Source organism: Micromonospora sp. NBC_01740, assembly GCF_035920365.1.
GTDB lineage: Bacteria > Actinomycetota > Actinomycetes > Mycobacteriales > Micromonosporaceae > Micromonospora > Micromonospora reichwaldensis.
The window spans coordinates 4,364,113-4,386,905 of sequence record NZ_CP109150.1; the positions used below are offsets into that span (position 1 = coordinate 4,364,113).

Below are 22,793 nucleotides of genomic sequence, written 5' to 3' on the forward strand. Positions count from 1 at the left end.
GGCGGGCGCCTGAGCAGGCACGACAACCGGAATCAGGAGCAGGTGTCGGGATCGTTGGCCGAACGGCCATGTCTCCACCCACCTGTGCACGAAGCCGGTCCGTCGGCGGTGGTGTGGTCAACGAATCGGCAGATTCCGATCGATAGCAAGCTCTGGGCGGGTGGGTCATGGCGGACGAAGACAAGCTCCTCGAACACCTGAAGTGGGTGACCTCCGAGCTCCGCCTGGCGCGCCGGCGCCTGACCGAGCTGGAGAACGAGGACGCCGAGCCGATCGCGATCGTCGGCATGGCCTGCCGGTTCCCCGGCGGGGTCGCCTCGCCGGAGGACCTCTGGGAGCTGGTCGCGGGCGGGGTGGACGCCACCGGCACGTTCCCCGACGACCGGGGCTGGGACCTCGACGGGCTCTACGACCCCGACCCGGACCACCCCGGCACCACCTACAGCAACCGGGGCGGCTTCCTGCGCGACGCCGGCCTGTTCGATCCGACCCTGTTCGGCATCTCGCCGCGCGAGGCGCTGGCCATGGACCCGCAGCAGCGGCTCCTGCTCGAGGTGACCTGGGAGGTCTTCGAGCGGGCCGGCATCGACGCCGCGTCGGTGCGGGGCAGCCGTACCGGGGTGTTCGTCGGCACCGCCGGGCAGGACTACACGTCGGTGCTGCGGCAACTGCCCGAGGGCACGGAGGGCTACGTCCTCACCGGCACGGCCGCGAGCGTCATGTCCGGCCGGCTGGCGTACTCCTTCGGGCTGGAGGGCCCGGCCGTCACGATCGACACCGCCTGCTCCTCGTCGCTGGTCGCCCTGCACCTCGCCGGTCAGGCCCTGCGCGACGGCGAGTGCTCCCTCGCCGTGGCCGGCGGCGTCACCGTGCTCGCCACGCCCGGCGCCTTCGTCGAGTTCTCCCGCCAGCGGGGGCTCGCCTCCGACGGCCGGTGCAAGGCCTTCTCCGCCGACGCCGACGGGACCGGCTGGTCCGAGGGCGTCGCCATGCTGCTCGTCGAGAAGCTCTCCGACGCCCGGCGCAACGGTCACCCCGTCCTGGCGGTGATCCGGGGCAGCGCCGTGAACCAGGACGGCGCCAGTAGCGGCCTGACGGCCCCCAACGGTCCCTCCCAGCAGCGGGTCATCCGGCAGGCGCTGGAGAACGCCCGGCTCAGCCCGTCCGACGTGGACGTGGTCGAGGCGCACGGCACGGGCACCCGGCTGGGCGACCCGATCGAGGCACAGGCGCTGCTTGCCACGTACGGGCAGGGACGGTCCGCCGACCGGCCGCTGTGGCTGGGGTCGCTGAAGTCGAACATCGGCCACCCGCAGGCCGCGGCCGGCGCCGGCGGCGTCATCAAGATGGTGATGGCGATGCGGCACGGCGTGCTGCCGCCCACCCTGCACGTGGACCGGCCGTCCCCGCACGTCGACTGGTCGACGGGGGCCGTGTCCCTGCTGGACGAGGCGCGCCCCTGGGCGGGCGGCGACCACGTCCGCCGGGCCGCCGTGTCGTCCTTCGGCATGAGCGGCACGAACGCCCACCTGATCCTGGAGCAGGCCCCGGCGCCCGACCCGGCTGCCGACGAGGCCACGCCGTCGCGCCGTCCCGTCGTCGCGCCGGTGCTGCTCTCCGCCGCGCAGCCGGTCGCGCTGTCCGCGCAGGCCGGCCGGCTGGCCCGTTGGCTGGGCGACGACGAGGAGCCGCGCCCGCTCGACGTGGCCTGGTCGTCGGTGGTGTCGCGCTCGACGCTCGACCGGCGTGCGGTGGTGCTCGCCGAGGACCGTGCGGGCCTGCTGGCGGGCCTGGAGTCCCTGACGGCGGGAGCGCCGTCGGGCACGGTGGTCACGGGCCAGGCCGGGGACCGGGGTCCGCTGGCGGTGCTCTTCTCCGGCCAGGGCGCGCAGCGCGCCGGCATGGGCCGGGAGCTGTACGCCGAATTCCCCGTCTTCGCCGCCGCGCTGGACGAGGCGTGCGGGCACCTGGACCGGGTGCTGCCGCGCCCGCTGAAGGAGGTGCTGTTCGCAGCCGAGGGTTCCGCCGAGGCGGAGCTGCTGGACCAGACCGCGTTCACCCAGGCCGGGCTCTTCGCGGTCGAGGTGGCGCTGTTCCGCCTGGTGGAGTCGTTCGGCGTGGTGCCGGACTTCGTGGGCGGGCACTCGATCGGCGAGGTCGCCGCGGCGCACGTGGCCGGGGTGCTGTCCCTCCAGGACGCCTGCCTGCTGGTGGCGGCGCGGGGCCGGTTGATGCAGGCGCTGCCCGGGGGCGGCGGCATGCTCGCCGTGGCCGCCGACGAGGCGGCGGTGGTCGAGTCGATCGCCGGGCTGACCGACCGGGTCGGCGTGGCGGCGGTGAACGGCCCGACCTCGGTCGTGGTCTCCGGCGCCGTCGACGCGCTGGACGAGGTGGAGCGGGCCTGGCGGGACCGGGGTGTGCGTACGCGCCGGTTGACCGTCAGCCACGCGTTCCACAGCCCGCTGATGGAGCCGGTGCTGGAGCGCTTCCGCGGCATCGTCGAGCGGCTGGACTTCGCCGCGCCCGCGCTGCCGATCGTGTCGAACCTGACCGGGGCGCTCGCCGACGCCGACGAGATCCGCACCGCCGACTACTGGGTACGGCACGTGCGTGAGGCGGTGCGCTACGCCGACGGGATCGGGGCCCTGCGGGACGCGGGGGTGGACACGTTCCTGGAGGTCGGCCCGCAGAGCGTGCTGACCGCGATGACGGCGGACGCCCTGCCCGACGACGACGTGCTGACCGTCGCCGCCCAGCGCCGGGACCGGCCGCAGGCGCAGGCGCTGCTGGCGGCGCTGGCCGAGCTGCACGTGCACGGCGTCCCGGTCGCCTGGCAGGAGTGGTTCGCCGACACCGGGGCGCGGCGGGTGGAGCTGCCCACGTACGCCTTCCAGCGGGAGCGGTTCTGGCCCGAGGTGGTGCCGTGGCGCGTCGGCGACGTGTCGGGTGCCGGCCTGGGCGTGGCGGGGCACCCGCTGCTCGGCGCCGCGGTGCGCCTCGCCGGTGACGACGAGGTGGTGCTGACCGGCCGGCTGTCGGCGTCGACGCACCCGTGGCTGGCGGACCACGTGGTCGGCGGTGCCGTGGTGGTGCCGGGCACCGCCCTGGTCGAGCTGGCGGTGCGCGCCGGCGACGAGGTGGGCGCGTCGCGCGTACGGGAGCTGACCGTGGCGGCGCCGCTGGTGCTGCCGGAGTCCGGGGCGGTACGCGTGCAGGTGCGCGTCGGCGCGGCCGACGATTCCGCAGTCCGGTCGGTGTCCGTGTACTCCCAGCCGGAGGACGACGACGACTCCGAGTGGACGCGGCACGCCGACGGTGTGCTCGAACCGGTGTCGGCCGACGAGCCGGGCGTCGGCGCGTGGCCGCCGGCGGGCGCGACCGAGGTGGACCTGACCGGGTGGTATCCGGCGCTGGCGGAGCACGGCCTGTCGTACGGGCCGGTGTTCCAGGGCGTGCGGCGGGCCTGGACGGCCGACGGTGCGGCGTACGCCGAGGTGGCGTTGCCGGACGGCGCGGCCGGTGACGCGAGCGCGTTCGGGGTGCACCCGGCGCTGCTGGACGCCGCCCTGCACCCGGTGGCCCTGCTGCTGGCGGCGGAGCCGGCGGGCGGGCCCCGCGTGCCGTTCGCGTTCGAGGGCGTGCAGGTGCACGCCTCGGGCGCCAGGACGCTGCGGGTGCGGCTGACCCGGGACGGCTCCGGGGTGCGGCTGGTCGCCTGCGACGGCTCGGGCGCGCCGGTGGTGTCGGTGGACTCCCTGGTGCTGCGGGAGATGACCGCGACGGCGACCCGGAGCGGCGCCGCCCGGTCGCTGTACGAGGTGTCCTGGCAGGCCGAGCAGATCGACGGCGTCGACGACCTTCCGGGGTGGGCGGCGCTGGGCCGGCCGGCATCGGACGCGCTGCCGGAGGTGCCGGTCTACGCGGACGTGGCGGCCCTGGCGGCGGGCGGGGCCACCGCCCGGCAGGTGCTGCTGACGGTGCCCGCCGGCGAACCCGGCGTCGCCGTGCCGGAGGCCGTGCGGACGGTCACCGGCGGTGTGCTGGACGTGCTGCGGTCCTGGCTCGCCGCCGAGCCGCTGGCGGACACGAAGCTCGTGGTGGTGACCCGGGGCGCGGTGGCCGCCGGGGACGACGACCAGGTCACCGACCTGGCCGCCGCCGCCGTCTGGGGCCTGCTGCGCTCGGCGCAGTCGGAGCACCCGGGGCGGATCGTCCTCGCCGACGTCGAGGGCGAGTTGACCCCCGCGACCCTCGCCGTGCTGGCCGGCGCCGCCGTCGACCCGTCGGTCTCCGGCGGCCAACTCGCGGTGCGCGGCGAGCGCACCCTCGTGCCGAGGCTGGCGCGGCCCGTGGGCGACGAGCTGACCCCGCCGTCCGGACCGTGGCACCTCGCCCCCGTCACTCCCGGCACCCTGGACGGGATCGGGCCGGTCCGGGCCACGCCCGTGGAGCTGGACGCGGGCCAGGTGCGCGTCGCCGTGCGCGCGGCCGGCGTGAACTTCCGGGACGTGCTGATCGGCCTGGGGATGTATCCGGATCCGGCGGCCGTGATGGGCAGCGAGGGTGCGGGCGTCGTGGTCGAGGTCGGCCCCGGCGTGACCGACCTGGCGCCCGGCGACCGGGTGATGGGCATGTTCGAACTCGGGTTCAGCCCGCAGGCGGTCGCCCACCGCCAGCGCATCGCCAAGATGCCCGCCGGCTGGTCCTTCACCCAGGCGGCGTCCGTCCCCCTGGTCTTCCTGACCGCGTACTACGCGCTGCGCGACCTGGCCGGGCTGCGGTCCGGCGAGTCGGTGCTGATCCACAACGGCGCCGGTGGCGTCGGCATGGCCGCCATCCAGCTCGCCCACCACCTCGGCGCCACCGTCCACGCCACCGCCAGCCCCGGCAAGTGGGGTGTGCTGCGGGGACTCGGGGTGGCGGGGGAGCGGATCGCGTCGTCGCGGACCACGGAGTTCGAGCAGGTCTTCGGCGCGGCCACGGGCGGCGCCGGGGTGGACGTGGTGCTCGACGCGTTGGCCGGTGAGTTCGTCGACGCGTCGCTGCGGCTGCTGCCGCGCGGTGGCCGGTTCGTGGAGATGGGCAAGGCCGACGTGCGCGACCCGGAGACGGTCGCCGCCGACCACCCGGGCGTGACGTACCGCGCGTTCGACCTCAACGAGGCGGGCAGCACCCGCATCGGCGAGATGCTCACCGAGATCCTCGACCTCTTCGCGCAGGGCGCGCTGCGTCCGCTACCCGTACGGGCGTGGGACGTGCGTCAGGCCCGGCAGGCGCTGCGGCACGTCAGCCAGGCCCGCCACGTCGGCAAGGTCGTGCTGCGCATCCCCGCGCCCGTGGACCCCGACGGCACCGTGCTGCTCACCGGCGCGGCCGGGACCCTGGCCGGCGTACTCGCGCGGCACCTCGTCGCCACCGGCCAGGCCCGCCGCCTGCTGCTGGCCTCCCGCCGCGCACCCGGCCGGGACGACGGGTACGCCACCCTGGTCCGGGAGCTGACCGACGCGGGCGCCGACGTCACCGCCGTGGCCGTCGACGTCAGCGACCCCGCGCAGGTCACCGAGCTGATCGCCGGGATCGACCCGGCGCACCCGCTGACCGCGGTGGTGCACACCGCCGGCGTGATCGCCGACGCGACCATCGGTTCGTTGGACGAGTCCGCCCTGCGTACGGTGCTGGCGCCGAAGGTGGACGCCGGCTGGGCGTTGCACGAGGCGACCGCGCACCTGGACCTGTCGGCGTTCGTGCTGTTCTCGTCGGTGGCGGCCACCCTCGGTTCCCCGGGGCAGGGCAACTACGCGGCGGCGAACGCGTTCCTCGACGCCCTCGCGCAGCACCGCCGCCAGCAGGGCCTGCCCGCCACCAGCCTCGCCTGGGGCATGTGGGCCACCGACAGCACGATGACCGCGCACCTCGACGGCGACGACCAGCAGCGGCTGCGGCGGGTCGGGATGAGCCGGCTCTCCCCGGCCGAGGGCGCCGAACTCTTCGACGCCGCCCTGCCGGCGGTGCAACCGGTCGTCGTCGCGGCCCGCCTCCACGTCACCGGCGAGGCGAGCCACGTACCGCCGCTGATGCGGCACCTGCTGCGCGGCGGCGGCCGACGCCGCGCCGCCACCGACCGGCCGAGCGCCGGGGCGTCGTGGCGGGAGCGGCTCGACGGCCTGTCCGAGGCGGACGCCCGCCAGGCGCTTGTCGACCTCGTCTGCGGCCAGGCCGCCACGGTGCTGGGGCACGCCTCGGCACAGGCGGTCCCCGCCGCCCGAGCCTTCAAGGACCTGGGCTTCGACTCGCTGACCTCGGTGGAGCTGCGCAACCGGCTGGGCGCCGCCACCGGGCTGCGGCTGACCGCCACGCTGGCCTTCGACCACCCCACCCCGGCCCGGCTCGCCGACCACCTGTTCGCGCAGCTCGGCCGGGCCACCGGCGCCGGAACCACCGTCCGTACCGTCGTCACCGCCGACGCCGACGAGCCGATCGCCATCATCGGCATGGCCTGCCGCTACCCGGGCGGCGTCGCCACCCCCGAGCAGCTGTGGCAGCTCGTCACCTCCGGGTCCGACGCCATCGGCGGCTTCCCCACCGACCGCGGCTGGGACCTCGACCGGCTGTACGGCACCGACGGCGACCAGGCCGGCGGCACCGTCACCGACCAGGGCGGCTTCCTCTACGACGCGGCCGACTTCGACGCCGGCTTCTTCAACATCAGCCCCCGCGAGGCCCTCGCCATGGACCCGCAGCAGCGGCTGCTGCTGGAGACCGCCTGGGAGAGCTTCGAGTACGCCCGCATCGACCCCGCCGCCCTCGGCGGCACCGCCACCGGTGTCTTCATCGGGGCCGCCTCCTCCGGCTACGCCACCAGCGGACGTGACGACCTGGACGGCCTCGAGGGGCACCTGCTCACCGGGACGGCCGGCAGCGTCGCCTCCGGGCGGGTCGCCTACATGTTCGGCCTCGAAGGCCCGGCGGTCACCGTCGACACCGCCTGCTCCTCGTCGCTGGTGGCGTTGCACCTCGCCGCCCAGGCGCTGCGCGGCGGCGAGTGCGACATGGCCCTGGCCGGCGGCGTGGCGCTGATGGCGCAGCCCGGCATGTTCTCCGAGTTCTCCCGGCAGGGCGGCCTCGCCCCGGACGGGCGGTGCAAGGCGTTCGCCGCCGGGGCCGACGGCACCGGCTGGTCCGAGGGCGTGGGCATGCTGCTCGTGGAGCGCCTCTCCGACGCCCGGCGCAACGGGCACCGGGTGCTCGCCGTACTGCGCGGCTCCGCGATCAACCAGGACGGCGCGTCCAACGGGCTGACCGCCCCGAACGGCCCGTCGCAGCAGCGGGTGATCCGACAGGCCCTGGAGAACGCGCGGCTGAACCCGGCCGACGTGGACGCCGTCGAGGCGCACGGCACCGGCACCGTCCTCGGCGACCCGATCGAGGCGCAGGCGGTGCTGGCCACCTACGGGCAGGACCGCGCCGACGCCGAGCCGCTCTGGCTCGGCTCGATCAAGTCGAACATCGGCCACTCCCAGGCCGCGGCCGGGGTGGCCGGCGTGATCAAGATGGTGCTGGCGATGCGGCACGGCGTGCTGCCGCCCACCCTGCACGTGGACGAGCCGTCGCCCCACGTCGACTGGAGCGCCGGGGCGGTCGCCCTGCTCACCGAGGCCCGTCCGTGGCCGGCGGTGCAGCGGCCGCGCCGGGCCGCCGTGTCGTCGTTCGGCATCAGCGGCACCAACGCGCACACCATCATCGAGCAGGCGCCCGACGAGCCGGCCCCGGCGACGACCCCGCTGGCGGGGGACCTCCCCGGCCTGGTCGGCCCCGCCGCCGTACCCCTGCTGGTCTCCGGCCGCAGCCCCCGCGCGCTCGGGGCGCAGGCCGCCCGGATCGGCGAACGGCTGGCCGGCGACGCCGACCTGGACCTGCGGCACCTCGGGTTCTCCCTGGCCGCGCAGCGGGCGCACCACCCGTACCGGGCGGTCGTCGTGGCCGCCGACCGGGACGACGCGGCCGCCCGCCTGGCCGCCCTCGCCTCCGCCGACGGCACGCCGGTCGGCGCGGACACGGCGTCGAAGGTCGTCTTCGTCTTCCCCGGCCAGGGCTCCCAGTGGAAGGGGATGGCCCTGGACCTGCTGGAGACCTCGCCGGTCTTCCGGCAGCGGATGGGGGAGTGCGCCGAGGAGCTGTCCCGACTGGTGGACTGGTCCCTCACCGACGTGCTCCGGGAGGCGCCCGGTGCGCCGCCCCTGGACCGGGTGGACGTGGTCCAGCCGGTGCTCTTCTCCGTCATGGTGTCCCTCGCCCAGCTCTGGCGCTCGTGCGGCGTCGTGCCGGCCGCCGTCGTCGGGCACTCGCAGGGTGAGATCGCCGCGGCCTGCGCGGCCGGCGCGCTGACCCTCGCCGACGCGGTACGGCTCGTCGTGGCCCGCAGCCGTGGCCTGCTGGCCATCTCGGGCCGGGGCGGCATGGTCTCCGTCCCGCTGCCGGCCGCCGACACCGAGCAGCTCATCGCGCAGTGGCCGGGCACCCTCTCGGTGGCCGCCCTCAACGGCGCCGCCGCGACCGTGGTCTCCGGTGACGCGGCGTCGGTCGCCGAACTGCTCGCGCACTGCGCCGAGCGGGACATCCGGGCCCGCGCGATCGCCGTCGACTACGCTTCACACTGCGACCACGTCGACGCCGTACGCGACGACCTGGTGGCCGCGCTCGGCACGGTCGACTCCCGTTCGACCGGGGTGGCCTTCCACTCGACGGTCACCGGCGAGCCGATCGACACCGCGGAGCTCGACGCGGGCTACTGGTACCGCAACCTGCGGGAACCGGTCCGGCTCGCGCCGGTGCTGGACCAGCTGATCGACCAGGGCTTCCGGGTCTTCGTCGAGGTCAGCCCGCACCCCGTGCTGAAGGTGGTGGTCCAGGACGCGCTGGAGAAGGCCACCGGCGCCGTCGACGCGGGCGTCGTGGTCGGTTCACTGCGCCGCGACGAGAACGGGCCGCACCAGCTCCTGACCGGCCTCGGTGACCTGCACGTCGCCGGGGTGCCCGTCGACTGGGCGGCGGTGTTCGCCGGCTCCGGCGCCACCGGCGTCGACCTGCCGACGTACGCCTTCCAGCGGGAGCGGTTCTGGCCGGCGGTGGACCACTCCGCCGGCGGCGACGTGTCCGGCGCGGGCCTCGGGGCGGCGGGACATCCGCTGCTCGGCGCGGCGGTACGCCTCGCCGGTGACGACGAGGTCGTGCTGACCGGCCGGCTGTCGGTGTCGACGCACCCGTGGCTGGCCGACCACGTGGTCGGCGGTGCGGTGCTGGCGCCGGGCACCGCGCTGGTGGAGCTGGTGGTGCGCGCCGGCGACGAGGTGGGCGCGTCGCGGGTACGCGAGCTTACGGTGGCGGCGCCGCTGGTGCTGCCCGCCTCCGGCGCCGTCCGCGTGCAGGTACGCGTCGGCGCGGCCGACAGCTCCGGCGTCCGGTCGGTGGCGGTCCACTCGCAGCCCGACGGCGACCCGGAGGCCGACTGGACGCGGCACGCCGACGGTGTGCTGGAGCCTGCCGCCGACGAGCCGGAGGTGGGCGCCTGGCCGCCCGCCGGGGTGCCCGAGGTGGACCTCGCCGGCTGGTATCCGGCGCTGGCGGAGCGGGGCCTGACCTACGGCCCGTCGTTCCAGGGGCTGCGCCGGCTGTGGGCCGCCGGCGACCACGCGTACGCCGAGGTCGCGTTGCCGGACGAGGCGACCGCCGACACCGACCGGTTCGCCGTGCACCCGGCGCTGCTGGACGCCGCGCTGCACCCCGTGGGGCTGCTGCTGGCGGACCGCTCCGGCGGGCCGCGGGTGCCCTTCGCCTTCGAGGGCGTGCAGGTGCACGCCTCCGGCGCCCGGGTGCTGCGGGTGCGGTTGACCCGGACGGGTTCCCGCGTGCGGCTGGTGGCCGGCGACGAGTCGGGCGCGCCCGTGGTGTCGGTGGACGCGCTCGCGTTGCGGGAGATGACCGCGTCCGCCGGCCAGGACCCCACCGAGCGGGCCCTGTTCGAGGTGACGTGGCAGCCCGAGCGGGTCACGCCGGCGCGCGACGTCACCGGCTGGATGCTGCTCGGCGACACCGAGGTGCCGGCGGACCTGTCCACGCCGGCGTTCCCGACCGTCGACGACCTGGTCACGGCGATCTCCGGCGGCGTGGTCGAGGCGCCCCGCGCGCTGCTGCTTCCGGTCCGAGCGGACACGCCGGACGCCGGACTGCCCGACCTGGTGGGCACGGTCACCGCCCAGGTGCTGGACGTGCTGCGGTCCTGGCTGGCCGCCGAGGCCCTGGCCGACACGAAGCTGGTGGTCCTGACCCGCGGCGCGGTGCTCGCCGCACCGGCCGACGCGCTGCGGGACCTGGCCGGCGCGACGGTCTGGGGCCTGCTGCGCTCGGCGCAGTCGGAGCACCCGGGACGGATCGTCCTCGCCGACGTCGACGGCGCGCTCACCCCGGCGACCCTCGCGGTGCTGGCCGCGGTGGCCGATGACCCGTCGGCCACCGGCGGCCAGGTGGCCGTACGCGGCGACGAGGTGCGCACCCCGCGCCTGGGCCGGCCCGTTGGTCCGGCCGCCGAGGAACTCGTCGCGCCGGCCGGGCTGTGGCAGGTCGGCGCGGTGAGCCCCGGCACCCTCGACGGGATCGGCATGGTGCCCGCCACGCCCGTCGCCCTGGACGCAGGCCAGGTGCGCGTCGCCGTGCGCGCGGCCGGCGTGAACTTCCGCGACGTGCTGATCGGCCTGGGCATGTATCCGGATCCGGCGGCCGTGATGGGCAGCGAGGGTGCGGGCGTCGTGGTCGAGGTCGGCCCCGGCGTGACCGACCTGGCGCCCGGCGACCGGGTGCTCGGCATGTTCGAGCCGGCCTTCGCCCCCGAGGTGGTCGCCGCCCGCGACCTCGTCGCGAAGATCCCCGACGGCTGGTCCTTCACGCAGGCCGCGTCGGTGCCGGTGGTGTTCCTGACCGCGTACTACGCGCTGCGCGACCTGGCCGGGCTGCGGTCCGGCGAGTCGGTGCTGATCCACAACGGCGCCGGTGGCGTCGGCATGGCCGCCATCCAGCTGGCCCGGCACTGGGGCGCGACGGTGTACGCCACCGCCAGCCCCGGCAAGTGGGGCGTGCTGCGTGGCCTCGGGGTGGCCGGGGAGCGGATCGCGTCGTCGCGGACCACGGAGTTCGAGCAGGTCTTCGGCGCGGCCAGCGGTGGTGCCGGGGTGGACGTGGTGCTCGACGCGTTGGCCGGTGAGTTCGTCGACGCGTCGTTGCGGCTGCTGCCGCGCGGTGGCCGGTTCGTGGAGATGGGCAAGGCCGACGTGCGCGACCCGGAGACGGTCGCCACCGACCACCCCGGCGTCAGCTACCGCGCGTTCGACCTCAACGAGGCCGGACACCCGCGGATCGGCGAGATGCTGACCGAGATTCTCGACCTGTTCGCGCAGGGCGCGCTGCGTCCGCTGCCCGTACGGGCGTGGGACGTGCGTCAGGCCCGGCAGGCGCTGCGGCACATCAGCCAGGCCCGCCACATCGGCAAGGTCGTCCTGCGGGTGCCCGCGCCCGCCGACCCCGACGGCACCGTGCTGCTCACCGGCGCGGGAGGCGCCCTCGCCCGGGTGTTCGCCCGGCACCTGGTCGCCACCGGTCAGGCGCGGCACCTGCTGCTGGCCTCGCGCCGTGGCCCCGAGCAGTACCAGGACCTGGTCGAGGAGCTCACCCGGGCCGGTGCCCGGGTCACCGCCGGCACCGCCGACGTGACCGACCCCCGGCAGGTGACCCGGCTGCTGGAACTGGTGGACCCGGCGCACCCGCTGACTGCGGTGGTGCACACCGCCGGCGTGATCGCCGACGCGACCATCGGTTCGTTGGACGAGTCCGCCCTGCGTACGGTGCTGGCGCCGAAGGTGGACGCCGGCTGGGCGTTGCACGAGGCGACCGCGCACCTGGACCTGTCGGCGTTCGTGCTGTTCTCGTCGGTGGCGGCCACCCTCGGCTCGCCGGGGCAGGGTAACTACGCGGCGGCGAACGCGTTCCTCGACGCCCTCGCGCAGCACCGCCGGCAGCAGGGGCTGCCCGCCACCAGCCTCGCCTGGGGACTGTGGGCCACCAGCAGCGCGATGACCGCGCACCTGCACGGCAACGACCACCGCAAGGCGATCCGCGCCACCAGCGCCCCGCTGACCGACCAGCAGGGCGTCGCGCTCTTCGAGGCGGCACGGCAGCGCGGCAGCGCCCACCTCGTACTCATGAACCTGCCGCCGGCAAGCGCGCGCCCGGCCGGCGGCACCGTGCCCAGCCTGCTGCGTGACCTGGTCCGCACCTCCGCTCCGGCCCGCCGCGCGGTGGGTCGGGGCACGGCCGACACCGCGTCGGTGCGGGACCGCCTGGCGATGCTCAGCCCGGCCGAGCGGCGCAACCACCTGCTCGACCTGGTGGCCGCGAACGTCGCCAGCGTGCTCGGGCACCGCTCCGCGGAGAACGTCGACCCTCACCGCGCCTTCAAGGAGTTGGGCTTCGACTCGCTCACCTCCGTCGAACTGCGCAACCGGCTCTCCGCCGCGACCGGGCTGCGGCTGCCCGCGACCGTGGCGTTCGACCACCCGGCCCCCGCGGTGCTCGCCGACTTCCTCGACCGGGAACTGGGCGGCGGTTCGGACGCCGCCCGCCCGGCCGCGGTCGGTACGGCCGCCGCGCTCGACGAGCCGATCGCCATCATCGGCATGGCCTGCCGCTTCCCCGGCGAGGTGCAGACCCCCGAGCAGCTCTGGCAGGTGGTCACCGCCGGCGCCGACGTCATCTCGCCGTTCCCCACCGACCGGGGCTGGGACCTGGACGACCTGAGGGCCAGCGGCGGGGACGACACGTCCGTACCCCGCCAGGGCGGCTTCCTGCACGACGCCGCCCAGTTCGACGCCGCCTTCTTCGGGATCTCGCCCCGGGAGGCGCTGGCCATGGACCCGCAGCAGCGGTTGCTGCTGGAGACGTCCTGGGAGGCCTTCGAACGGGCGGGGATCGACCCGCACTCGGCGCGGGGCAGCAGCACCGGCGTCTACGTCGGTCTCATCTACCACGACTACGCCTCCCAGGCCGCCGGAACGACCGACGAGGTGGACGGCTACGTCGGCAACGGCAGCGCGGGAAGCGTCGCCTCGGGACGCATCTCGTACCTGTTCGGCCTCGAAGGCCCCGCGGTCACCGTCGACACCGCCTGCTCATCGTCGCTGGTCGCCCTGCACCTGGCCACCCAGGCGCTGCGGCAGGACGAGTGCCGGCTCGCGCTCGCCGGCGGGGTGAGCGTGATGTCCACCCCCGGCATGCTCACCGAGTTCTCCCGGCAGCGTGGCCTGTCGCCCGACGGGCGGTGCAAGGCCTTCGGCGCGGGCGCCGACGGCACCGGCTTCGCCGAGGGCGTCGGCATGCTCCTGCTGGAGCGCCTCTCCGACGCGCAGCGCAACGGCCACCGCGTCCTCGCCGTCGTGCGGGGCAGCGCGGTGAACCAGGACGGCGCCAGCAGCGGCCTGACCGCGCCGAACGGCCCCGCCCAGCAGCGGGTCATCCGGCAGGCGCTGGCGAACGCCCGGCTGACCCCGGGCGACGTCGACGCCGTCGAGGCGCACGGCACGGGCACCGCGCTGGGCGACCCCATCGAGGCGCAGGCCCTCCTGGCCACGTACGGGCAGGACCGGCCGCAGGACCGGCCGCTGTGGCTCGGTTCGATCAAGTCGAACATCGGTCACGCCCAGGCGGCGGCGGGCGTCGCCGGGGTGATCAAGATGGTGCTGGCGATGCGGCACGGTGTGCTGCCGCCGACCCTGCACGCGGACGAGCCGTCGCCGCACATCGACTGGACCGCCGGCTCGGTGGCCCTGCTCACCGGCACCCGGTCGTGGCCGGCCGTCGACCGGCCGCGCCGGGCCGCGGTGTCGTCGTTCGGGATCAGCGGCACCAACGCGCACACGATCATCGAGCAGGCGCCGGAGTTCGTCCCGCCGCCCGCCGGGCCGCCCGCGACGTCCCCGGTCGACCTGGTCGCGGGCGTCCTCTCGGCCCGCGACGACGCCGCCCTGCGCGAGCAGGCACGCCGGCTGCGGGGCCTGCTGGACGACGAACCGGACCTGACGCTCGCCGACGTCGCCCACGCGCTCGCCACCCGCCGCACAGCCTTCGAACACCGCGTGGTGCTGCTGGCCCGGGACCGCGAGGACCTGCTCACCGCCCTCGACGCGGTGGCCGCCGACCAGCCCTCGGCCGCCGTCGTCCACGGCGTGGCCCGCGGCGGGCGCACCGCGATCCTCTTCTCCGGCCAGGGCGCCCAGCGCCCCGGCATGGGGCGCGAGCTGTACGACGCCCACCCGGTCTTCGCCGCCGCCCTCGACGAGGTGTGCGGGCACCTGGACCAGCACCTGCCCCGTCCGCTGCGCGAGGTGCTGTTCGCCGAGGCGGGCACGCCGGAGGCGGAGCTGCTGGACCAGACCGTCTTCACCCAGGCCGGGCTGTTCGCCGTCGAGGTGGCCCTGTTCCGGCTGGTCGAGTCGTTCGGCGTCCGGGCGGACCTGGTGGCCGGGCACTCGATCGGCGAGGTGGCCGCCGCCCACGTCGCCGGGCTGTTCAGCCTCGCCGACGCCTGCGCGCTGGTCGGGGCCCGTGGCCGGCTCATGCAGGCCCTGCCGCAGGGCGGCGGGATGCTCGCGGTCGGCACCGACGAGCAGGCCGTCGTGGAGTCGTTGGCCGGGCTCACCGACCGGATCGGCGTCGCGGCGGTGAACGCCCCGACCGCCGTGGTGGTCTCCGGCGAGCTCGGGGCCCTCGACGAGGTGGAGCGGACCTGGCAGGACCGGGGCGTACGCACCCGCCGGCTGAACGTCAGCCACGCCTTCCACAGCCCGCTGATGGAGCCGATGCTGCGCGAGTTCCGGCAGGTGCTCGACACCCTGACGTTCCACTGGCCGGCCCTGCCGATCGTGTCGAACCTGACGGGCGAGGTCGCCGACCCCGACGAGATCGGCACCCCCGACTACTGGGTCCGGCACGTGCGCGAGACCGTCCGGTTCGCCGACGGGGTCGCCAGCCTGCGTACGCGCAACGCCCGGGTCTTCCTCGAACTGGGCCCCGACGCGGTGCTCGCCGGCATGGTGCGCGGCTGCCTGCCCGACGACGGCGACACCCTCCCGGCGGCCGTCGTGGCGAGCCTGCGCCCGGGCCGCCCGGAACCGGTGTCGCTGATGAACGCGCTGGCGGAGCTGCACGTGCACGGCGTGCCGGTCACCTGGACCGACCTCCTGCCGGGCACCGCGACCCGCCCGGTGGACCTGCCGACGTACCCGTTCCAGCGGCAGCGGTTCTGGCCGGCGGTGGGGCGGCTGCGGGCCGGTGACGTCAGCGGCGCGGGCCTCGGTGTGGCGGGGCACGGCCTGCTCGGCGCGGCGGTCGACCTCGCCGGCGACGACGAGGTGGTGCTGACCGGCCGGCTGTCGCTGACCACCCACCCCTGGCTGGCCGACCACGTGGTCTCGGGCGTGCCGCTGGTCCCCGGCACGGCGCTGGTGGAACTGGCCGTGCGCGCGGGCGACGAGGCGGGCGTGTCCCGGCTGCGTGACCTGGCGGTGCTGACGCCGCTGGTGCTCCCCGACGCGGGCGCCGTGCGGATCCAGGTCCGGGTGTCGGCGGGCGACTCGTCGCAGCGTCCCGTCGCCGTCTACTCGCGCCCCGACGACGACCCCGAGGCGGGCTGGCTCCAGCACGCCGAGGGTGTGCTGGAACCGGCGACGGCGGACGAGCCGAGGACGGGCACCTGGCCGCCGGCCGGCGCGACCGAGGTCGACCTGGCGGGCTGGTACCCGGCGCTTGTCGCGCGCGGCCTGGCGTACGGGCCGGTGTTCCAGGGTCTGCGACGCGCGTGGGTGGGCGACGGCGAGGTGTTCGCCGAGGTGGTCCTGCCGGACGACGCGGCGGCGGGCATCGACAGGTTCGGGGTGCACCCGGCGCTGCTGGACGCGGCCCTGCACCCGGTCGCCCTGCTGCTGGGCGAGGAGCCGGGCGGGCCACGGGTTCCGTTCGCGTTCGAGGGCGTGCAGGTGCACGCCTCGGGTGCCACGGTGCTGCGGGTCCGGTTGTCCCGCAGCGGCGCCGGCGTGCGGCTGGTGGCGTGCGACGAGGTGGGCGCGCCGGTGGTGTCGGTGGACTCCCTCGTCCTGCGTGAGCTGGCTGGCACGGCCACGGCGGGTGTGGCGTCCCGGTCGATGTTCGAGGTGGTCTGGCAGGCGGAGGAGACCGAACCGGTCGACGACGTGTCGGGTTGGGCGGTGCTGGGCGGTCCGGCCCTGCCGGGCGTTCCCGGCGGTCCCTCCGCCGAGACGATCAGGCAGCTGCTGGCCGCGATCGACACCGGCACCGCGCCGCCGCGCCGACTGCTGTTCACGCCGACCGGGCCGGACGCCGGCGACGTCGACGCGGCGCAGCGGGCCCGGGCCATGACGGCGGACGTGCTGGGCCTCGTGCAGGCGTGGCTGGCCGCGGACGTCCTGGCGGATTCGAAACTGGTGGTGGCCACCCGACGCGCCGTGTCCGTCGGCGACGAGGACCAGGTGACGGATCCGGCCGCCGCGGCGGTGTGGGGTCTGCTGCGTTCGGCGCAGTCCGAGCACCCGGGCCGCATCGTCCTGGCCGACGTGGACCGTGGCGTGAACCCCGGCGTGCTGGGCACCCTGACCCGCTATGCGGCGGACCCGACCGGCGGCCAGGTGGCCGTCCGTGGCGGCGAGGTCTTCGTGCCGCGCCTGGTCCGTGCGGTGGTGCCGGCGTCGGCGCAGGCGCCGGCCGTCGGTGACGGCGTGGTGCTGGTGACCGGCGGTACGGGCGCGCTCGGTGCGCTGGTCGCGGAGCACCTGGTGTCGGTGCACGGCGTGCGCTCGCTGGTGCTCGTGTCGCGGCGCGGCCCGGAGGCCGAGGGTGCTGGCGAGCTGACCGGGCGGTTGACCGCGCTGGGCGCCGACGTACGGATCGTCGCCTGTGACGTGACGGACCGGGACCAGGTGTTCGGCCTGGTGGCGGAGATCGGCGCCGAGGGTCGCCTGGCGGGTGTGGTGCACACGGCCGGTGTCCTGGACGACGGTGTCGTGGAGGGGCTGACGGCGGAGCGGCTGGCCGGGGTGTTGGCGCCGAAGGTGTCGGCCGGGTGGTTCCTGCACGAGGCGACGGCGTCCCTCGCGCCGGATCTGGACGTGTTCGTGGTGTTCTCGTCGGTGGCGGGGGTGCTGGGTTCGCCGGGGCAGTCGGCGTACGCGGCGGCCAACGCGTTCCTGGACGGGCTGGCGGTGTGGCGGCGCAAGTCGGGCCTGCCCGCGGTCAGCCTGGCGTGGGGCATGTGGGACACCGCCGGCATGGCCGCGTCGATCGGTGGCGTCGAGCGGGCCCGCTCGGCGCGCGCCGGCCTGCGGGGCATGAACGCCCGGACCGGTCTGGAGCTGTTCGACGCCGCCCTGGGCGCCGGCCGGCCGGCCCTGGTGCCGGCCGTGATCGACGTGCCCGCGCTGCGCGCGGCGGCCTCCGGCGGGATGGTGCCGCCGATGCTGCGGGTCCTCATCGGCACGGCGAACACCCGCCGCCAGGCGGGCAAGGGCGGTGACGGCTGGGCCGACCGGCTGGCCAGGCTCAGTGAGGAGAACGGCCTCACCGAGGTGGACCAGCTGGTGCGGGGTCTCGTCGCGCAGGTGCTGGGGCACGGCGGCGCCGAGGCGGTGCCGGCGGACCGGGCGTTCCGGGAGCTGGGCTTCGACTCGCTGACCGCCGTCGAGCTGCGCAACCGGGTCAACGGCGCGACCGGCCTGCGGCTGGCCTCGACCCTGGTGTTCGACTACCCGACCCCGCAGGCCCTGACCGCCCACGTGTACGCGGAACTGGTCGGCGAACGGCTCGCCGCCGTCGTCTCCGACGAGCCGGCCGGCGGCGACGCCGACGAGCCGATCGCGATCGTGGGCATGGCCTGCCGCTACCCCGGCGGCGTCCAGTCACCCGACCAGCTGTGGAAGCTGGTCAGCACCGGCGGGGAGGGCGTCGGCGAGTTCCCGGCCGACCGCGGCTGGGACCTCGACACGCTCTTCCACCCCGATCCGGACCACCCCGGGACGTCGTACACCCGGCACGGCGGTTTCCTGTACGACGCCGGCGCGTTCGACCCCGCGTTCTTCGGCATCTCGCCGCGCGAGGCCCTCGCCATGGACCCGCAGCAGCGGTTGCTGCTGGAGGCGTCGTGGGAGACGTTCGAGTCGGCGGGGCTGGACCCGTCGCGGCTGCGGGGCAGCCGGACGGGCGTGTTCGCCGGCGTCATGTACCACGACTACGCGAACCGGCTCATGGAGCTGGCCGGCGAGGTCGAGGGCTACGTCGGCACCGGCAACTCGGGCAGCGTGCTGTCGGGTCGGGTGGCGTACACGTTCGGGCTGGAGGGCCCGGCGGTCAGCGTCGACACGGCGTGCTCGTCGAGCCTCGTGGCGCTGCACCTGGCGGTGCAGGCGTTGCGCTCGGGCGAGTGCGATCTGGCGCTGGCCGGCGGTGTGACGGTGATGGCCACGCCAGGGACGTTCATCGAGTTCTCCCGGCAGCGTGGCCTGTCGGCCGACGGCCGGTGCAGGTCGTTCGCGGCGTCGGCCGACGGCACCGGCTGGTCCGAGGGCGTGGGCGTGCTGCTGGTGCAGCGCCTCTCCGACGCCCAGCGGGAGGGTCGGCGCATCTACGCGGTCGTGCGGGGCACGGCGGTGAACCAGGACGGCGCGTCGAACGGGCTGACCGCGCCGAACGGCCCGTCGCAGCAGCGGGTGATCCGCCAGGCGCTGGCGAACGCGCGGTTGACCACCGCCGACGTGGACGCCGTGGAGGCGCACGGCACGGGCACGACCCTCGGTGACCCGATCGAGGCGCAGGCGTTGTTGGCGACGTACGGGCAGGAGCGTCCGGGGGATCGGCCGCTGTTGTTGGGGTCGGTGAAGTCGAACATCGGGCACACGCAGGCGGCTGCCGGTGTGGCCGGTGTGATCAAGATGGTCATGGCGATGCGCCACGGTGTGGTGCCGTCGACGCTGCACGTGGACGAGCCGTCGCCGCACGTGGACTGGTCGGCCGGGGCGGTCGCTCTCACCACCGAGGCGACGCCGTGGCCGGCTGTGGACCGGCCGCGTCGGGCGGCGGTGTCGTCGTTCGGCATCTCCGGCACGAACGCGCACGTGATCATCGAGCAGCCGCCGGCCGAGCTGGTCGAGGGCGAGATCGTCGCCGGGAACGTACCGCCGCTGGTGCCGGTGCTGCTGTCGGCCCGCGACGGCGCGTCGCTGGTCGCGCAGGCGGGCCGCTGGGCGAGCTGGCTGGCCGCCGACGGCGGCGTACGCCCGCTGGACGCGGCGTGGTCGAGCGTGGTGTCCCGGTCGGTGCTGGAACATCGCGCGGTGGTGGCCGGGACGGGCCGCGACGAGCTGCTGGCGGGCCTGGAGGCGCTGGCGGCGGGTGAGCCCTCCGGCGGGGTCTTCGCGGGCCCGGGTGGGCCCCGGGGCCAGCTGGCGCTGGTGTTCTCGGGCCAGGGCGCGCAGCGCGCCGGCATGGGCCGGGAGCTGTCCGAGGCGTTCCCGGTGTTCGCGGCAGCCCTGGACGAGGTGTGCGGACACCTCGACCCGTTGCTGCCGGGTGCGCTGCGGGAGGTGCTGTTCGCCGAGGCGGGCAGCCCCGAGGCGGAACTGCTGGACCAGACCGTCTTCACGCAGGCCGGTCTGTTCGCCGTCGAGGTGGCGCTGTTCCGGCTGGTGGAGTCGTTCGGCATCGTGCCCGACATGGTCGCCGGCCACTCGATCGGCGAGGTGACGGCCGCGTACGTCGCGGGCGTGTTGTCCCTGGCCGACGCGTGCGCCCTCGTGGCCGCGCGGGGCCGGTTGATGCAGGCGCTGCCGGCCGGCGGCGGGATGCTGGCCGTGGCCGCCGCCGAGGACGCGATGACGGAGTCGATCGTCGGCCTGGCCGACAAGGTCGGTGTCGCGGCGGTGAACGGGCCGACGTCGATCGTCGTGTCCGGCGCGGTGGAGGCCCTCGACGAGATCGAGCGCGACTGGCGGGACCGGGGCGCGCGTACCCGACGGCTCGCCGTCAGCCACGCGTTCCACAGCCCGCTGATGGAGCCGATGCTCGCCGAGTTCCGGACGGTCCTGGACGGGTTGACGTTCGTCGCGCCGGTGCTGCCGATCGTGTCGAACGTGACCGGCGCGCTCGCCGACGCCGACGAGATCCGTACGGCCGACTACTGGGTGCGCCACGTCCGCGAGGCCGTCCGCTACGCCGACGGGGTCACCGCCCTGCGGGCCGCCGGGGTGGACACGTTCCTGGAGATCGGGCCGCAGAGCGTGCTGACCGCGATGGCGGCGGACATCCTGCCGGACGACGACGACGTCCTGTCGGTCGCCACCCAGCGTCGGGACCGGTCGCAGGCCCAGGCGCTGCTCGGCGCGCTGGCGGAACTGCACGTGCACGGCGTGCCGGTGACCTGGCAGGAGTGGTTCACCGACAGCGGGCCGCGGCGGGTCGACCTGCCGACGTACACCTTCCAGCACCAGCGCTACTGGCCGGAGCCGGCGAGCCGGCCGCGTACGAGGACGGCCGACAGCGTCGACGCCGACTTCTGGGCCGCCGTCGAGCAGGGCGACCTGAGCGCCCTCGCCACGCAGTTCGGCGACGACGGCGCCGCCCTGGACGCCCTCACCCCGGCCCTGCCGGTCCTGTCGACCTGGCACCGGGCGCGGACGCGGCGGGCGGTCGTGGACGCCTGGTCGTACCGGGTCGGATGGAAGCGGACCGACATCACCGCCGAGCCGGCGCGGCCCGGCGTGTGGCTGCTCGTGACGGCGGAGGACGACCTGACGGACGGCACCCGCGCGGAGGCGGTCACCAAGGCCCTCGCCGAGGTCGGCGCCGACGTGGTCCGGCTGACCGTCGACCCGGTCGGCACCGACCGGGCGGAACTCGCCCGCCGGCTGGCCGACGCGCTGGCCGACGGGCCCGTCACCGGCGTGCTCTCCCTGCTCGGCCTCCGCGACCAGCCGCACCCCGCCCACCCGGCCGTACCGGTCGGGACGGCCGCCACGCTGCTGCTGCTCCAGGCCCTGCACGACGCCGGGGCGACGACCCGGCTGTGGTGCCTGACCCAGGGCGCGGTCAGCACCGGCGACGGGGACGCGGTGCACGGCGTCGCCCAGAGCGGGCTGTGGGGCCTGGGACTCGTGGCGGGCCTGGAACACCCCCAGCTCTGGGGTGGACTGGTGGACCTGCCCGAGCAGGTCGACGCGACGGCGTGGGACCGGCTGGCGCGGGTGGTGACCGGCGCCGGCGACGAGGACCAGCTGGCCGTACGCCCCTCCGGGGTGTTCGTCCGCCGCCTGGTCCGGGCGGCACCCGCCGCCCCCGACACGGCGGAGCGGTGGCGGCCGTCCGGCACGGTGCTGGTCACCGGCGGCACCGGCGCCCTGGGCGCCCACGTCGCCCGGTGGGCGGCGGCCAACGGCGCCGCGCACGTCGTGCTGACCAGCCGCCGGGGCGAGCGTGCCCCCGGGGCGGTGGAGCTGCGCGATGAGCTGACCGCGCAGGGCGTACGGGCGTCGGTCGTGGCCTGCGACGTGGCCGACCGCGACCAGGTGGCGGCACTGCTGGCCCGGCTGGACGAGGACCCCGCGCCGTTGACGGCCGTGGTCCACGCGGCGGGTGCCGGCGAGCCCGGCCTGATCGCCGACACCGACCTGGCCGCGTTCGCCGGGGTGCTCGACGGCAAGGTCGCCGGCGCGGTGCACCTGGACGCGCTGCTCGCCGACCGGCCGTTGGACGCCTTCGTGCTGTTCGCCTCCATCGCCGGGGTGTGGGGCAGCGGCGGGCAGTCCGCGTACGCCGCCGGGAACGCCTTCCTGGACGCGCTCGCGGAGCAGCGTCGCGGGCGGGGCCTGCCGGCGACGTCCGTGGCCTGGGGGCCGTGGGCCGACGGCGGCATGGCCACCGGCGAGGCCCAGCAGCTGCTGGCCCGGCGCGGCCTGACCGCCATGGCACCGGCCGAGGCCGTGCACGCCATGCGGTACGCCGTGGGCCTGCCCCGGGCGGCGCTGACCGTGGTGGACGTCGACTGGGCGGTCTTCGCCCCGGCGTACGCCTCGGCCCGCCCCCGGCCGCTGCTCGACGACATCGCCGAGGCCCGCGAGGCGCTGCACGCCCAGGCCGGGGAGCAGCAGCCCGGCGGGGCCGTCGACGCCCTGCGGGAGCACCTGCTCACGCTGCCCCGGCCCGAGCGGGTCCGGCACCTGGTCGATCTCGTCCGCACCCACGCCTCCGCCGTGCTCGGCCACTCGGGCACGGACCGGGTCAAGCCGCAGCGCGCCTTCAAGGAGCTCGGGTTCGACTCGCTGACGGCGGTCGAGCTGCGCAACCGGTTGACCGGGGCCACCGGCCTGTCGCTGCCAGCGACCCTCGTCTTCGACTACCCGAACCCGGCCGTGCTCGCCGAGAACCTGCTCGACGGCCTGCTGCCCGAGGGGGCACAGGCGGACGGCGGCGACCCGGCGGAGGCGGCCGTCCGGCAGGCGCTCGCGGCGATCCCGCTGACCCGCCTGCGGGAGGCCGGGCTGCTGGACCTGCTGCTCAACCTCGCCGACGCCGACGGCGGCGACGGTGACGAGTCCACCGACGAGGACCTGGACCTCGACGACCTCGACACCGACGCCCTCGTCAGGCTGGCGCTTGACGGAACCGATTCCTGACCGTTGTCCCCAGTACGGAGC

1 protein-coding gene is annotated in these 22,793 nt (G+C 75.9%); it reads left to right on the forward strand.

What is annotated here, in order from left to right; all coding sequences use genetic code 11:
* The first annotated feature begins 152 nt into the window (after positions 1–152).
* Positions 153–22,772 (forward strand): type I polyketide synthase, encoded by a 22,620-nt coding sequence (locus tag OG989_RS19900; protein WP_442791959.1) that lies wholly within the window; start codon positions 153–155, stop codon positions 22,770–22,772.
* Positions 22,773–22,793: the final 21 nt, after the last annotated feature.